Source organism: Citrobacter freundii complex sp. CFNIH9 (assembly GCF_002903305.1).
GTDB lineage: Bacteria > Pseudomonadota > Gammaproteobacteria > Enterobacterales > Enterobacteriaceae > Citrobacter > Citrobacter portucalensis.
In genome coordinates, this window is sequence record NZ_CP026238.1 from 4,247,816 (window position 1) to 4,262,585 (window position 14,770).

Here is a 14,770-nt window from a genome sequence, read left to right on the forward strand (position 1 = left end):
GAGTCAACATGTCTGAACAAACCATCGTCAACTGCCCAACCTGCGGCAAGCCTGTAGTATGGGCTGAGGTCAGTCCGTTTCGCCCATTCTGCAGCAAGCGCTGCCAGTTAATCGATCTGGGAGAGTGGGCCGCAGAAGAGAAACGCATCCCAAGCTCTGGTGATCTGTCAGAAAGCGACGACTGGAGTGAAGAGCAGAAGTAATTCTGCTAAAACGGTGGGTCGGATAAGGCAATGCCGCATCCGACATTTTATGTTGTTTTGCCTGATGGCGCTGCGCTTATCAGGCCTACGAACTAAAACGTAGGGCGGGCAAGCGTAGCGCCCCCGCCATAATTTGCCGGATACGGCGTTGCCTTATCCGGCCTACAGCACCATTAGCCAGCTATCAGCTTTTCAATGACCGGTGCATTCGCGGGCGGGAAATCCTGCGCATTCAGAGCATCTTGCGCAATCCACTGCGCCGGTTGCCCCTCTTTTCCCCACGGCTCGCCTTCCCAGCTTTCAACCAGCCAGAACCACAGAGTGATATGCCTGTCCGGAAACTGATACTCCAGCTTTTCGAACAATGAGCTTTGAGTCGGCGTGATCCCCACTTCTTCCTGTAGCTCGCGAATCAGCGCCTGCTCCGGTGTTTCTCCCACTTCAATTTTCCCGCCGGGGAACTCCAGCTTATTGGCCATGTGGGCATCAGCCGCACGCTGAGTGATAAAAATTTCATGTTGCTGATTACGAATAATCCCGACGGCGATTTGCAGTATTTTCATCTTTATCGTCCATAAAAAAGGCGCAGAATTCTGCGCCTTTTCAGTAAGTTATTTTCTTAGCTCAGACGGCCGTGGCACTGTTTGTATTTTTTGCCAGAGCCGCAAGGACACGGATCGTTACGACCCACTTTACGATCGCCAGTTTGTGCTGCCAGCTCTTCTGCCGCGGCAGAATCGTCGCCTTTATGACTCAACTGCTGCATCTGCGCTAAGCGCTCAGCTTCTTCACGACGCTGCTGCTCCATGGCTTCGACTTCTTCAGGCATACGCACCTGAACTTTGCTCAGGGTGCTGATCACTTCGTATTTCAGTGATTCCAGCATTGACGCAAACATAGAGAAGGATTCACGCTTGTATTCCTGCTTCGGATCTTTTTGCGCATAACCACGCAGGTGGATACCCTGACGCAGATAGTCCATCGCAGCAAGGTGCTCTTTCCACAGAGAGTCGAGAGTTTGCAGCATCACGCCTTTTTCGAAGTGACGCATCATCTCCGCGCCCACAACTTCTTCTTTACGCTGATAAACTTCGATGGCGTTTGCCAGGATACGTTCACGCAGCGTTTCTTCGTGCAGCTCAGGCTCTTTATCCAGCCACTCTGAAATCGGCATCTCAAGATCGAAGTCGTTTTTCAGACGTTCCTGCAGACCCGGGATATCCCACATTTCTTCCAGAGACTGCGGCGGAATATAGGCATCAATAGTTGCTTTGAAGACATCTTCACGGATGCTGTTGATGGTTTCGCTAACGTCAGTTACGTCCAGCAGTTCGTTACGCTGGGTGTAGATAGCACGACGCTGATCGTTGGCAACGTCATCATATTCCAGCAGCTGCTTACGAATATCGAAGTTGCGGCTTTCCACTTTACGCTGCGCGTTAGCAATTGCTTTGGTCACCCATGGGTGTTCAATGGCTTCACCTGGCTTCATACCCAGTTTACGCATCATGCCTGACACGCGGTCAGAGGCAAAAATACGCATCAGCGCATCTTCCATCGACAGATAGAAACGGGAAGAGCCCGCATCACCCTGACGACCTGAACGACCACGCAGCTGGTTATCGATACGGCGAGATTCGTGACGCTCGGTACCGATAATATGCAAGCCACCGGCAGCTAATACCGCGTCATGGCGAACCTGCCACTCGGCTTTAATCTGCGCGATTTGTTCCGGAGTTGGGTTTTCCAGCTCGGCAACTTCCGCCTGCCAGCTACCGCCCAGTACGATATCGGTACCACGACCGGCCATGTTCGTCGCGATAGTCACGGCTGACGGGTAACCCGCCTGGGCGACGATTGCAGCTTCGTTGGCGTGGAATTTGGCGTTCAGAACATTGTGTTTGATACCCGCTTTGCTCAGCTCGTTAGACACTACTTCCGATTTTTCAATGGAGATAGTACCTACCAGTACCGGCTGGCCATTTGCGGTACGCTCTTTAATATCTTCAATGATCGCCTGAATTTTTTCCGCTTCGGTCATGTACACCAGATCCGGTAAATCCTTACGGATCATCGGACGGTTGGTCGGCACAACCACGGTATCCAGTTTGTAGATGGAGCTAAATTCAAACGCTTCAGTGTCGGCTGTACCGGTCATACCGGCCAGTTTTTCGTACAAACGGAAGTAGTTCTGGAAGGTAATAGATGCCAGCGTCTGGTTCTCGTTCTGGATCTCTACGCCTTCTTTAGCTTCAACAGCCTGGTGCAGACCATCGGACCAGCGACGCCCCTGCATGGTACGACCGGTGTGTTCATCGACGATGATAACTTCGCCGTCTTTCACGATGTAGTCTACGTCGCGGGTAAACAGCACGTGCGCACGCAGTGCGGCAGTCACGTGGTGCATCAGCATAATGTTGCCTGGAGAGTACAGTGACTCGCCCTCGTCCATAATGCCTTCGTTAACCAGCAGCTCTTCAATCAGTACCAGACCACGTTCGGTCAGGTTAACCTGGCGCGCTTTCTCATCAACAGAGAAGTGGCCTTCGCCCTGGAACGTGTCGGAATCTTCCTTCTCCTGACGGATCAGGTGCGGGATGATTTTATTCACTTTTTTGTACATTTCCGAGCTGTCTTCAGCCGGGCCGGAAATGATCAGCGGCGTACGCGCTTCATCGATCAGGATGGAGTCGACTTCATCGACCAGCGCATAGTGCAGTTTACGTTGAACACGCTCTTCCGGACTAAACGCCATGTTGTCACGCAGGTAGTCAAAGCCGTATTCGTTGTTGGTACCGTAAGTAATATCGGCGTTGTAGGCTTCACGCTTGGCTGGCGCAGGCAGGCCAGACATGTTGATACCAACGGTCATGCCGAGGAATTCAAACAGCGGGCGGTTATTTTCGGCATCACGCTGAGCCAGATAGTCGTTCACGGTAACCACGTGTACGCCCTTCCCGCTTAATGCGTTCAGGTAGGCTGGCAGCGTCGCGGTAAGAGTTTTACCTTCACCAGTACGCATTTCCGCGATGCAGCGATCGTTAAGCACCATACCGCCCAGCAGCTGAACGTCGAAGTGACGCATACCGAACACACGCTTACTCGCTTCACGCACTACTGCGAACGCTTCCGGGATCAGGCTCTCAACGCTGGCACCTTTTTCCAGACGGGCGCGGAATTCAGCGGTCTTCGCTTTCAGTTCATCATCGGAGAGTTTTTCCATCTCCGGTTCCATCGCGTTGATGACATTGACCACTTTACGCATACGACGCAGCGTACGCTCGTTACGGCTACCGAATACTTTCGTTAATAATTTGATTAGCATAATAAAATCTCAAACGCCCCGCGGTGCGGAGTCAAAAATTATAAGTTGGAAGGTTCTTTTTTAGCTGAGGCGTTGAGGACCAGCGCGGATACCCTGCAGCTGGCTGATCCAGACCGGAACGCTAAACGCGGCCTGAGAGGTAAAGTGTGCGTATGTCACGCGACTTACTGTCGCGGGCGGAGTGCCTTCCTGCGTCAGCATCGCGCTGAGCGTATTCAGTAACGCAAGATGGTGCGCCTGGATTGGCAATGGCTCTTCGGCAACGGGCAACGCCTGAGGCGCCATGGCAAAAGAAAGATGGCGGATAACCGTACGAATGGCATGTTGATGCCAGTAATCGACGGTAAAATTTGGGCGGCGATTAGTCGCTTCCAGCAAAGCAAGCTGGCTAAAGTTAACTTTAGCGCCTTGATCGTGATTGCTGGCGGTCGCCTTCGCGGGGGTATTAGGTTCAGCAGCATTACCGAGCGCGGGCAGGCCAAAACTAGCCGCGACCATCCCCAACAGGAGATGCGGCCAGAAGTACCGTCTGCCTAACTGTCGCCAGCGCGTCAGTATTCCACTCACGTTATTGCCACCTGATATACCCTGCGTTTGGGGTTACAAATGCAAAACCATTTTTTGCGCACAAATCTTACCATTAATGCGTTCGCACCACAGCAGTAATGACAGCAAGTCGCGGGTAAATATGCTTAAGAAAGCAGCGATCGAACGGTATTTTAATCTACCTGTGGGGAAAAAGTCGCTTCAGATAAGATGGTTTGCACTCGGAAGATAAAAAAACGACTGGCTCACCTGGCCGGAGAGAGTGCCAGATTTACCAGTCGAATTTATGCGACAGCGTATGTCGTTATGCCAGTACGGTCGATGGTGCTTTGAACGCCAACGGCAGTTCTGCATCGTCCTGGAAGGTCACATATTCCCAGGCTTCCTGTTTTGCCAGGACCGCCTGCAACAGTTTGTTATTCAATGCATGACCGGATTTATACGCGGTAAATGCACCAATAATGTTGTGACCACACATGAACAAGTCACCGATCGCGTCGAGCATTTTGTGACGAACGAATTCATCTTCAAAACGCAGGCCGTCTTCGTTCAATACGCGATAATCGTCAACAACGATGGCACAATCGAAGCTACCGCCCAGGCACAGGCCGCGGGACTGCAGATATTCGATATCACGCATGAAGCCGAAAGTACGCGCACGGCTGATCTGACGCATGAACGCATCCGCAGAGAAGTTCATCGCGTAGCGCTGCGTGCTGGAGTCGATCGCCGGATGGTTAAAGTCGATGGTGAAATCCAACGTAAAACCATTATACGGCTTAAACTCAGCCCACTTATCGCCATCTTCGACACGAACGGTCTCTTTGATGCGAACAAATTTTTTGGCGCTGCTCAGTTCTTCAATACCTGCATCAAGCAGCAGATAAACGAACGGAGCGGCACTGCCATCCATGATCGGGATTTCCGGTGCGTTAACTTCAATAACGATGTTATCGATACCTAAACCCGCCAGAGCAGCATTAAGGTGCTCTACGGTTGAAATCCGTACATCATGCTCATTGACCAGACACGTACAGAGCATGGTATCACGCACAGATTTGGCATCGGCCGGGAAATCTACCGGAGGATTCAAGTCGGTGCGACGATAGATGACCCCGGTGTTGGCCGGCGCAGGGCGTAATGTCAGGGTGACTTTTTTGCCGGTATGCAAACCGACGCCAGTCGCCTGAACGATACGTTTAAGAGTCCTTTGTTTGATCATCGTATAATCTCGCCAAATTACCTATCCAACCGAAGTGTACTATACATTCGGTGGGCCAGTTTAGCACAAAGAGCCACAATTCCCAAATTCCAGCTAATTCTTAATCAGCTTGCTTACGCAGGAATGCTGGGATATCCAGATAATCCGGCTCTTTGGTGGTTTGCGGGGTATTGTCGTTAACCACTTTCGCTACCGGTTTCTGCTCTTGCGTCAACGGCGCCATGCCGTGCTGCTGGTAACGATCCATTACCGGCTGCTGTACCTGCTTGTTGGTCACCAGAGTGATTTCAGGACGTTTGTCCATACCAATTCCAGTTGCAACAACGGTGACGCGCAGTTCGTCGTTCATATCCGGGTCCAGGGAGGTACCGATTACCACGGTCGCATTATCCGATGCAAAGGCACGAATCGTGTTACCGACGGTTTCGAACTCATCCAGACGCAGGTCGAAGCCCGCAGTAATGTTGACCAGCACGCCGCGCGCGCCAGACAGATCGATGTCTTCCAGCAGCGGAGAAGAGATAGCCATTTCAGCCGCTTCTTCTGCACGGTCTTCACCGCTTGCCACGCCTGAACCCATCATCGCGTAGCCCATTTCGGACATCACGGTGCGCACGTCTGCAAAGTCGACGTTCATCAGGCCCGGACGAGTAATCAGTTCAGCGATACCCTGGACTGCGCCTTTCAGCACATCGTTCGCTGCGCCAAACGCATCCAGCAGGGAGATACCGCGACCCAGCACTTTCAGCAGTTTGTCATTCGGAATAGTGATCAGAGAGTCCACATGTTTGGACAGCTCGGTGATACCCTGCTCCGCGAATGCCATACGCTTCTTACCTTCAAAGTTGAAAGGCTTAGTCACGACAGCAACGGTCAGAATACCTAAATCTTTTGCTACTTCAGCAACCACTGGCGCTGCACCGGTACCGGTACCGCCGCCCATGCCTGCTGCGATAAACACCATGTCTGCGCCGTCAAGCGCTGCACGCAGAGCTTCACGATCTTCGTCTGCCGCATTACGGCCTACTTCCGGGTTTGCACCCGCGCCCAGACCTTTGGTGATGCCGCTACCAATCTGAATGGTCTGTCCAACCGCCGTTTTACGCAACGCCTGAGCGTCGGTATTCACCGCGAAGAATTCAACACCTTCGATGCGCTCGCGCACCATGTGTTCAACGGCATTACCGCCGCCGCCGCCGACGCCGATGACTTTAATCACCGCGTCATTGGTAAGTTCCATAGGTTCAAACATAGTTTCTCTCTCCGTTGTGCCTGTCGCCTGAGACCGTTAATGTGCGTTGGTCTCTTTAAAAATTAAAACTCTTTTCGCAGCCAGCTATTGAGTCGTTTGATCCACGAGCCAACTGATGCCGTAACGCGTTTTTCTACTTCAGCCTCACCACTCAAATGGGATTCTTTCCCGTAGTGAAGCAGCCCCACTGCCGTTGAATAATAAGGCTCCTGGGCATAATCCGTCAGACCAGTGATATTCAGCGGTGCGCCAATACGTACTTGCGTATGGAACACGCGCTGTGCGCAGGCCGCAAGACCTTCAATTTGCGCAGCGCCACCGGTTAACACAATCCCCGCCGCCAGATGATGTTTCACACCCTGCTGGCGAAGCTGTTCTTGTAATTGCAAAATTTCTTCGTTGACCAGGTTGAGCAGCTCGGTATAACGCGGCTCAATGACCTCTGCCAGGGTCTGACGTTGCAGGCTACGCGGTGGACGACCACCTACGCTTGGCACTTCAACGCTTTCGTCTTTACCCACGATGGAGCCCAGCGCGCAACCATGGCGCACTTTGATGGCTTCAGCATCGCTCGGCGGCGTACCAAAGGCATACGCGATATCGCTGGTCACTACATTCCCTGCATAAGGGATAACTTTAGTGTGGCGCAACGCCCCGCCAGTATAAACGGCGATGTCCATTGTACCACCACCAATATCCACCACGCAGACACCCAGCTCACGTTCATCTTCCGTCAACACGGAATAACTGGCTGCCAACCCGGCAAAAATCAGTTGGTCAACTTTCAGACCACAACGTTCAACGGCTTTGACAATGTTCTTCGCCATGTCGTTGTGGCAGGTAATAAGATGGACTTTTGCCTGCATACGCACGCCGGAAAGACCGACCGGATTTTTAATGCCTTCCTGGTAGTCGATGGCGTATTCCTGCGGAATAACGTGCAGAACACGATGTTCATCGCGAACGCGTACGGATTTTGCCGTATGTACCACGTTTTCCACATCTTCCTGCGTCACTTCCTCTTCGGAAATGGGCACCATACCAATTTCATTTTGACAGCTAATATGTTTACCGGAAAGTGCCAGATACACCGAGGAAATCTGGCAATCTGCCATCAGTTCAGCCTGGTCAATGGCGCGCTGTACGCACTTCACCACTGACTCAAGGTCATTCACCCCGCCTTTATCCATACCTCGCGATGGACAACTGCCCACGCCAATGATATTGACCATACCGTCGGGCAGAACTTCCCCTACTAAAGCGGCTACCTTCGCGGTGCCAATCTCCAGTCCAACTACCAGTTTTCTGTCCGTCGCCTTGATCATTGTTGTTCTGCCTGTGCCTGATTCTGTTGCTGATTAGATTCCTCAGGAGGCAAGGGAACCCAGCCTACTGCCGCTCCTGAGTCATAACGCAAATCAACGTAGCTAATCCGTTTGCCATCGGTTTGCGCCTGCTGCTGTAAAACCGGGTAGAGTTCCACAAAGCGAGCCAAACGTTTTATCGTATCGCCCCTGCCCAGATTCAGCTTAATATCGTTATTCAGCGTCAACTGCCAGGAACGACGAGCGGTCATCGCCGCTTCCTTCAGGGTGAATCTATCCTTAGCCAGCACCTGCCCCATATCGCGGAACCCTTGCAACACTTCACTTGCGCTGCCTTCCGGTCCATACAACATGGGTAATACCTGCTTATTGGCCCGACCGGTTGGAACACTGAACGTATTTCCTTCAGCATCCACCATATGTTGGTCATTCCAACGCGCAATGGGCACATATTCAACCAGATGAATCTTCAATTCATCGGGCCATTGCTTTCTGACGCTCGCCTGTTTAATCCAGGGGAGGCGTTCAATTTGACTCTGGATGATGTTCACATCCTGAGTCATAAAGGTTCCCGGAGCGCCCAGTGCCAAAATGGACTGACGAATATCGTCATTGCGCGTGTAATGCCGTTCGCCGGTTAACACCAGTTTCGATAAAGGCAAACGTTGCGCATCTTCCATCCATCCCAACACTACCCAGCCGCTGACAAACACGGTGCACAGCACTGTCAGCAGGAACAATATTCCTGCAAGACGCGTTCCATTATTGCGGCGTGAGGAGTTTACTTCTTCTTCATCACCGTTTCGCGTGTTCAGCGCAGCCTGCGACATATCAGTCCGCCAACTCCAGAATTCTTACCACCAACTGCGAGAAGCTCAGGCCCGCCTGACGCGCCGCCATCGGCACCAGACTGTGGCTGGTCATACCCGGAGAGGTATTCGCTTCCAGCAGATAAAACTGGCCATCGCTGTCCAGCATGACGTCAATGCGACCCCAACCTTTACAGCCCAATGTGGTCCACGCTTTCAGGACTAATTCCTGTAAACGGGCCTCTTGTTCGACTTCCAGACCGGCAGGGCAGAAATATTGTGTCTCATCAGAGAGATACTTCGCCTCATAATCATAGAAGGTTCCCGCGGGTTGGATACGTATTGACGGTAAAATTTCTTCACCAAGTATCGCAACTGTAAATTCCGGGCCACTGAGCCATTTTTCGATCAGTACTTCTTCATCATGCTGAAAAGCCAATGCTAATGCACCATGCAAAGCATTTTCTTCTTCAACTTTTGACATCCCTACGCTTGAGCCTTCACGGCTGGGCTTCACAATCAGCGGCAAACCTAGCGCAGAAATCTCCGTAACCACCTCATCATTAAGGCCTTTTTCGAACTCAGCGCGGGTCAATGCGACCCAAGGCGCGACCGGTAAACCAGCCCCCTGCCACAACAGTTTGCTGCGCAGTTTGTCCATCGAAATCGCAGAAGCCATGACGCCACTACCGGTGTACGGCAGACCAACCAGCTCCAGCATGCCCTGCAACGTGCCATCTTCACCACCACGACCGTGCAGCGCAATAAACACCTTTTGAAAACCCATCGATTTCAAAAGCGTGACATCAACCTCTTTTGGGTCAATTGGATGAGCATCCACACCACCTTCGCGTAACCCTGCCAGTACGGCCGCGCCGGAATTCAGCGAAACGTCACGCTCTGCGGAGGTTCCCCCTAACAGGACCGCGATTTTATCAGCCATGTTGTTCTTCCTCCGGGTTTTGCGGCTTCAGTTTGATTTCAGCTAAGGAACGCGCGATTTTGCCGATATTTCCAGCGCCCTGCACCAAAATCAGATCGTTGCCGGTTAATACCGGCGCCAGCATGTCTGCCACCTGAGCCGGATCGGATACCAGAATCGGGTCGATCTTACCGCGACCACGGATCGTACGGCACAGCGAGCGACTGTCGGCTCCTGGAATCGCGGCTTCACCCGCGGCGTACACATCCAGCATCAACAGCGCATCGACCTGAGTCAGCACGTTGGCAAAGTCGTCATACAGATCGCGAGTACGCGTAAAGCGGTGCGGCTGGAACAGCATCACCAAATTTTTGTCCGGCCAGCCCGCGCGTGCAGCTTTAATCGTGGCATCCACTTCCGTAGGGTGATGACCATAATCATCCACCAGCATCGCCGTCCCGGCTTTACCGTTTACCGGCTCAAGCGGGAATTCGCCGAGGAAGTCAAAACGTCGTCCGGTGCCCTGGAAACTTTCCAGCGCGCGCAGAATTGCGTCGTCTTCAATGCCTTCTTCTGTTGCAACTGCTACCGCCGCCGCCGCGTTCAGCGCATTGTGACGGCCCGGTGCGTTCAACGTCACGCGTAAATCGGCCATCCCCTGACGCAGCAGCGTGAAGTGCCCTTGTGGACCAATCTGCTGGTAATCTTCGACGCGCACATCAGCATCATCGCTGAAACCATAGGTTGTGGTTTGACGACCAACTCGCGGCAACAACTCGCGGATCACTGGGTCGTCAACGCACATCACCGCACGACCATAAAACGGCAAGTTATGCAGGAAATTAATAAACGTCTGCTTTAAATTTTCGAAGTCGCCATGGTAGGTATCCATATGATCGGCTTCGATATTGGTAACAATCGCTACCATCGGCTGCAAATGCAGGAACGACGCATCGCTCTCATCCGCCTCCGCAATTAAATAACGGCTATGACCCAGACGCGCATGGACGCCTGCGGCCTTCACCAGACCGCCGTTGACAAACGTCGGATCCAGCCCCGCTTCCGCGTAGATACTGGAGACCATCGCTGTGGTCGTGGTTTTACCGTGCGTCCCGGCAATGGCGATACCGTGACGAAAACGCATTAACTCCGCCAGCATTTCAGCACGACGGATCACCGGAATGCGCGCTTCATGCGCCGCAACAATTTCCGGGTTATCCGCAGAAATGGCGCTGGATACCACCACCACGCTCGCATCGCGCACGTTTTCCGGGCGATGGTTGAAGAAAATCGTGGCGCCCAGATTCGTCAACTGCTGCGTCACCGGGTTCGGCGCTAAGTCAGAACCGCTGATCTGATAACCTTCGTTGGCCAAAACTTCGGCAATACCGCCCATACCAGCACCACCGATGCCGACAAAGTGAATGTGCCGAACGCGACGCATTTCGGGCACGATGGAACGCAGTTTTGCCAGTTGTTGTGTATTCATTCTTTAGCCATTAACTTCTTAGTTCATGCGATGCAAAAGGCATCACCACAATTACGCCCGGGCAGCCCGGCTCACTTCATTAGCAACGCGCTCTGTAGCATCCGGAATGGAAGCGGCGCGCGCACGTTCTGCCATGGTTAATAAGGTTTCTCGCGACCACCCGGAAAGGGTGTTAGCGACGGCATCCACAGTAAACTGCGGCTGCTCAAGAATTTTGGCGGCGCCCGCTTTCTCCAGCGGCAGCGCATTCCAGTACTGCTGTCGGTCTTTATGCTGAAAAGGCACAAACAGCGCAGGTAAACCCGCAGCGGCAATTTCGCTTACCGTCAGCGCGCCGGAGCGACAAACTACGACATCCGCCCACGCGTAGGCGGCTGCCATATCATCAATAAACTCAGTGACCTTGTGCTGCGGTTGTCCCGCGTCGGCATACGCCTGTTCAACGGTTTGCTGCGCGCCTTTGCCACTCTGATGCCAGATAGTCACCGCGTCACCAAGCTTTGCGGCAACCTGCGGCATCGTCTGGTTCAATACGCGTGCGCCCTGAGATCCCCCGACGACCAGCACGCGAACCGGGCCTTCACGCCCCGCCAGACGCGCTTCGGGCAACGGCAGCGCCAGAACGTCGGTGCGTACTGGGTTACCCACCACTTCCGCATTCGGGAAAGCGCCAGGAAAAGCCTGCATCACCTTCGTTGCAATCTTCGCCAGCCACTTGTTAGTTAATCCCGCAATGCCGTTCTGCTCATGCAGTACAACCGGAACGCCTAATGACCAGGCAGCCAGACCGCCAGGGCCGGACACGTAGCCGCCCATCCCCAGCACCACATCAGGCTTAAACTGCTTCATGATGGCGCGCGCCTGACGCCAGGCATTAAAAATACGCACGGGGGCGGCAAGCAGCGCGTTGACACCTTTGCCACGCAAACCGGAGATGCGAATAAAGTCAATTTCAATGCCATGCTTCGGCACTAAGTCCGCTTCCATACGATCGGCGGTGCCCAGCCAACGAACCTGCCAGCCCTGGGCCATTAAATGATGCGCGACCGCCAGCCCCGGGAACACATGCCCGCCGGTACCGCCTGCCATCACCATTAACCGCTTCGGTTGACCACTCATCGTGCACCTCGTGTAAACGCCTGGGCTTTTTCCAGACGCGTTTCATAATCAATACGTAACAAAAACATGATGGCAGTCGACATAATCAACAAACTGGAACCACCATAACTGATCAGCGGTAACGTCAGACCTTTTGTTGGCAGCATACCTGCTGCCGCGCCGACGTTTACCAGGGCCTGGAAGCTAAACCAAATCCCGATGGAGCAGGCTAGAAAGCCTGAAAAACGGTGGTCAATTTCCAGTGCTTTGCGACCGATCGACATCGCGCGAAAAGCGACGAAGAATACCATTAAAAGCGCCAATACCACACCGATATAACCCAGCTCTTCCCCAATGATGGCAAAGATGAAGTCGGTGTGCGCTTCCGGTAAATACTCCAGTTTTTGCACTGAATTACCTAACCCCTGACCCCAAACCTCACCGCGACCAAAAGCCATCAGTGATTGCGTTAACTGATAGCCGCTGCCAAACGGATCTTCCCATGGGTTCCAGAAAGAGGTTACGCGGCGAATACGATACGGTTCGGCAAGGATCAGCAGCACCACCGCCGAAATCCCCATGCCGATAATGGCAATGAACTGCCACAGTTTCGCACCAGCGAGAAACAGCATCGCCAGCGTCGTGACAAACAGCACCACCACCGTACCAAGGTCAGGCTGCGCCAGCAGTAAGACTGCCAGCACCAGAATCACGCCCATCGGTTTTAAGAAGCCGCGCAGGTTGTTACGCACTTCATCGACTTTACGCACCAGGTAGTTAGCGAGATAACAGAACAGCGACAGCTTGGTGAATTCCGCAGGCTGAATACGCAGCGGCCCCAGCGCGATCCAGCGCGACGCCCCGTTAACGGAGCTACCCACCACCAGCACGATCAACAACATGATGATCGAGGCGATCAGCATCGTCGTGCTGTACTTTTGCCAGAACTCCATCGGCAGACGCAGCGTCACCATCGCCAGACAGAACGCGAGGAAGATATACAGCGCGTCACGTTTAGCGAACAGGAAGGGATCGCCTGCCAGGCGTTGCCCTATGGGCATCGATGCCGATGTCACCATCACAAAACCGATCGCTGCCAGACCAAAAGTCAGCCACAGCAGCATGCGGTCATACATGATCAAGCTGTCCGCGTCTTTATCACGCGAAGCCATCACCCAGCCTTTAAGTGCCGCGAAGATCCACGCCAGGACACCCAGTCCCGGTACGCGCGGCATTTTCAGACGAGGGAGAGAGAAGCGCATCAACCCAACTCCTTCGCTAAACGGGTAAAGACGTCACCACGTTGCTCAAAGTTCTTGAACTGGTCAAGGCTGGCGCAGGCTGGCGACAGCAACACCATATCACCCGGCTTCACACGCGGTGCGAGCAGACGCATTGCCTGCTCCATGGTTTCAGTGTGTTCCGCAACCTCAGGACGCAGAGCAGCAAGCTGCGCGCCATCGCGACCAAAGCAGTACAGACGAATGTTATCGCCAGTCAGGTAGCGTTGCAGCGGCATAAAGTCGGCGGATTTCCCATCGCCGCCCAGCAGCAGGTGCAGCGTACCGTCAACGTGCAGACCATTCAGTGCCGCTTCGGTGCTGCCAACGTTGGTGGCTTTTGAATCGTTGATCCAACGCACACCGTTATGATTCAGTACCAACTGGAAACGATGCGCCAGACCGGTAAAGGTAGTCAGCGCTTTCAGGCTGGATGCCCGCGGCAGACCCGCAGCATCCGCCAGCGCCAGCGCCGCCAGAGCGTTGGTATAGTTATGCTGGCCGGTAAGCGTCATCTCTTTCACGTTCAGGACTTTTTCACCCTTCACCCGCAGCCAGGTTTCACCCTGCTGACGATTGAGATGATAGTCACCCATGTTGATGCCAAAGCTCACGCAGCGCTCATCCGCCCCGCGAATCGGCATGGTCAGCGCATCATCGGCATTAACCACACACACTTTCGCATTCTCATAGACGCGCAGTTTGGCCGCACGGTACTGCTGCAAGCCAAACGGATACCTGTCCATATGATCTTCGGTGACGTTCAAAATGGTGGCGGCTACGGCCTGTAAGCTGGAGGTTGTCTCCAGTTGGAAGCTCGACAGCTCCAGTACATACAGCTCACGTTCGTCATCCAGCAGCATCAGCGCGGGCAGGCCGATATTTCCGCCAACACCCACGTTCACACCAGCCGCTTTCGCCATTTCTCCCACCAACGTGGTGACGGTGCTTTTCCCGTTGGAACCGGTGATCGCGACGATCGGCGCCTGCGCTTCACGACAGAACAGCTCGATGTCACCGACAATTTCGATCCCTGCATCAGCAGCGGCGCTCAGCGAAGGATGCGCCAGGGCAATACCAGGGCTGGCGACGATGAGATCGGCGGCCAGCAGCCAATCATCATTCAGGCTGCCAACATGACGCTCAACCGCTTCCGGCAATTTATCCAGGCCAGGTGGCGTCGCGCGGGTATCCATCACACGCGGCGTCACGCCACGCGCCAGAAAGAAATCCACGCAAGACAGCCCGGTCAATCCCAGACCGATAATGACGACTTTTTTACCCTGGTAATCAGCCATG

At 53.7% G+C, this 14,770-nt stretch carries 13 protein-coding genes; 1 reads left to right on the forward strand and 12 read right to left on the reverse strand.

Translation table 11 applies throughout. The annotated features are described in order from the left end of the window. The first annotated feature begins 8 nt into the window (after window positions 1-8). Window positions 9-203 (forward strand): DNA gyrase inhibitor YacG, encoded by a 195-nt coding sequence (yacG, locus tag C2U43_RS21550; protein ID WP_003018740.1) that lies wholly within the window; start codon window positions 9-11, stop codon window positions 201-203. Between the two features lie 173 nt (window positions 204-376). Here yacG and mutT read toward each other — a convergent pair whose 3' ends face one another. From mutT to murD, 12 genes are all read right to left on the reverse strand, one after another. Next, window positions 377-766, reverse strand: coding sequence for an 8-oxo-dGTP diphosphatase MutT (gene mutT, locus C2U43_RS21555; protein WP_103285765.1), 390 nt, complete (start codon window positions 764-766; stop codon window positions 377-379). Window positions 767-822: 56 nt separating this feature from the next. Then, entirely contained in the window at window positions 823-3,528 is a 2,706-nt protein-coding gene (gene secA / locus C2U43_RS21560) for a preprotein translocase subunit SecA (RefSeq protein ID WP_003829517.1), read from the reverse strand. Between the two features lie 60 nt (window positions 3,529-3,588). Beyond that, window positions 3,589-4,095: a secA translation cis-regulator SecM gene (secM, locus tag C2U43_RS21565; RefSeq protein WP_003829520.1), complete on the reverse strand. Its 507-nt coding sequence runs from the start codon at window positions 4,093-4,095 to the stop codon at window positions 3,589-3,591. A 283-nt stretch (window positions 4,096-4,378) separates the two neighbouring features. Further along, the gene (gene lpxC, locus C2U43_RS21570) at window positions 4,379-5,296 is read right to left on the reverse strand and encodes a UDP-3-O-acyl-N-acetylglucosamine deacetylase (RefSeq protein ID WP_006686706.1); all 918 of its coding nucleotides are present in this window, start codon (window positions 5,294-5,296) and stop codon (window positions 4,379-4,381) included. Window positions 5,297-5,396: 100 nt separating this feature from the next. Continuing rightward, window positions 5,397-6,548: a cell division protein FtsZ gene (ftsZ, locus tag C2U43_RS21575; RefSeq protein WP_003018753.1), complete on the reverse strand. Its 1,152-nt coding sequence runs from the start codon at window positions 6,546-6,548 to the stop codon at window positions 5,397-5,399. A 62-nt stretch (window positions 6,549-6,610) separates the two neighbouring features. Beyond that, the gene (gene ftsA, locus C2U43_RS21580) at window positions 6,611-7,873 is read right to left on the reverse strand and encodes a cell division protein FtsA (RefSeq protein ID WP_003018755.1); all 1,263 of its coding nucleotides are present in this window, start codon (window positions 7,871-7,873) and stop codon (window positions 6,611-6,613) included. Further along, the gene (ftsQ, locus tag C2U43_RS21585; RefSeq protein ID WP_003018758.1) at window positions 7,870-8,703 is read right to left on the reverse strand and encodes a cell division protein FtsQ; all 834 of its coding nucleotides are present in this window, start codon (window positions 8,701-8,703) and stop codon (window positions 7,870-7,872) included. The genes ftsA and ftsQ overlap by 4 nt, the downstream gene beginning before the upstream one ends. A gap of 1 nt (window position 8,704) precedes the next feature. Next, window positions 8,705-9,625, reverse strand: a complete 921-nt coding sequence (locus C2U43_RS21590) for a D-alanine--D-alanine ligase (protein WP_103285766.1) — start codon at window positions 9,623-9,625, stop codon at window positions 8,705-8,707. Next, window positions 9,618-11,093 (reverse strand): UDP-N-acetylmuramate--L-alanine ligase, encoded by a 1,476-nt coding sequence (gene murC, locus C2U43_RS21595; RefSeq protein ID WP_003018763.1) that lies wholly within the window; start codon window positions 11,091-11,093, stop codon window positions 9,618-9,620. Before murC ends, C2U43_RS21590 begins: the two co-directional genes overlap by 8 nt. A gap of 51 nt (window positions 11,094-11,144) precedes the next feature. Continuing rightward, on the reverse strand, window positions 11,145-12,212 hold the full coding sequence (murG, locus tag C2U43_RS21600) for an undecaprenyldiphospho-muramoylpentapeptide beta-N-acetylglucosaminyltransferase (protein ID WP_048236140.1): 1,068 nt from the start codon (window positions 12,210-12,212) through the stop codon (window positions 11,145-11,147). Further along, a complete protein-coding gene (gene ftsW / locus C2U43_RS21605; protein ID WP_103285767.1) occupies window positions 12,209-13,453 on the reverse strand; it encodes a cell division protein FtsW in 1,245 nt (414 codons plus the stop codon). Before ftsW ends, murG begins: the two co-directional genes overlap by 4 nt. Next, on the reverse strand, window positions 13,453-14,769 hold the full coding sequence (gene murD / locus C2U43_RS21610) for a UDP-N-acetylmuramoyl-L-alanine--D-glutamate ligase (RefSeq protein ID WP_008786197.1): 1,317 nt from the start codon (window positions 14,767-14,769) through the stop codon (window positions 13,453-13,455). Before murD ends, ftsW begins: the two co-directional genes overlap by 1 nt. Between the last annotated feature and the right edge of the window lies 1 nt (window position 14,770).

Excerpts from the sequence above, each read along its gene's own strand:
- ftsZ (WP_003018753.1), bottom strand. The coding sequence starts at position 6,548 with ATGTTTGAACCTATGGAACTTACCAATGACGCGGTGATTAAAGTCATC.
- ftsQ (WP_003018758.1), bottom strand. The coding sequence starts at position 8,703 with ATGTCGCAGGCTGCGCTGAACACGCGAAACGGTGATGAAGAAGAAGTA.
- ftsA (WP_003018755.1), bottom strand. The coding sequence starts at position 7,873 with ATGATCAAGGCGACGGACAGAAAACTGGTAGTTGGACTGGAGATTGGC.
- yacG (WP_003018740.1), top strand. The coding sequence starts at position 9 with ATGTCTGAACAAACCATCGTCAACTGCCCAACCTGCGGCAAGCCTGTA.
- murD (WP_008786197.1), bottom strand. The coding sequence starts at position 14,769 with ATGGCTGATTACCAGGGTAAAAAAGTCGTCATTATCGGTCTGGGATTG.
- mutT (WP_103285765.1), bottom strand. The coding sequence starts at position 766 with ATGAAAATACTGCAAATCGCCGTCGGGATTATTCGTAATCAGCAACAT.
- murG (WP_048236140.1), bottom strand. The coding sequence starts at position 12,212 with ATGAGTGGTCAACCGAAGCGGTTAATGGTGATGGCAGGCGGTACCGGC.
- ftsW (WP_103285767.1), bottom strand. The coding sequence starts at position 13,453 with ATGCGCTTCTCTCTCCCTCGTCTGAAAATGCCGCGCGTACCGGGACTG.
- C2U43_RS21590 (WP_103285766.1), bottom strand. The coding sequence starts at position 9,625 with ATGGCTGATAAAATCGCGGTCCTGTTAGGGGGAACCTCCGCAGAGCGT.
- murC (WP_003018763.1), bottom strand. The coding sequence starts at position 11,093 with ATGAATACACAACAACTGGCAAAACTGCGTTCCATCGTGCCCGAAATG.
- secA (WP_003829517.1), bottom strand. The coding sequence starts at position 3,528 with ATGCTAATCAAATTATTAACGAAAGTATTCGGTAGCCGTAACGAGCGT.
- lpxC (WP_006686706.1), bottom strand. The coding sequence starts at position 5,296 with ATGATCAAACAAAGGACTCTTAAACGTATCGTTCAGGCGACTGGCGTC.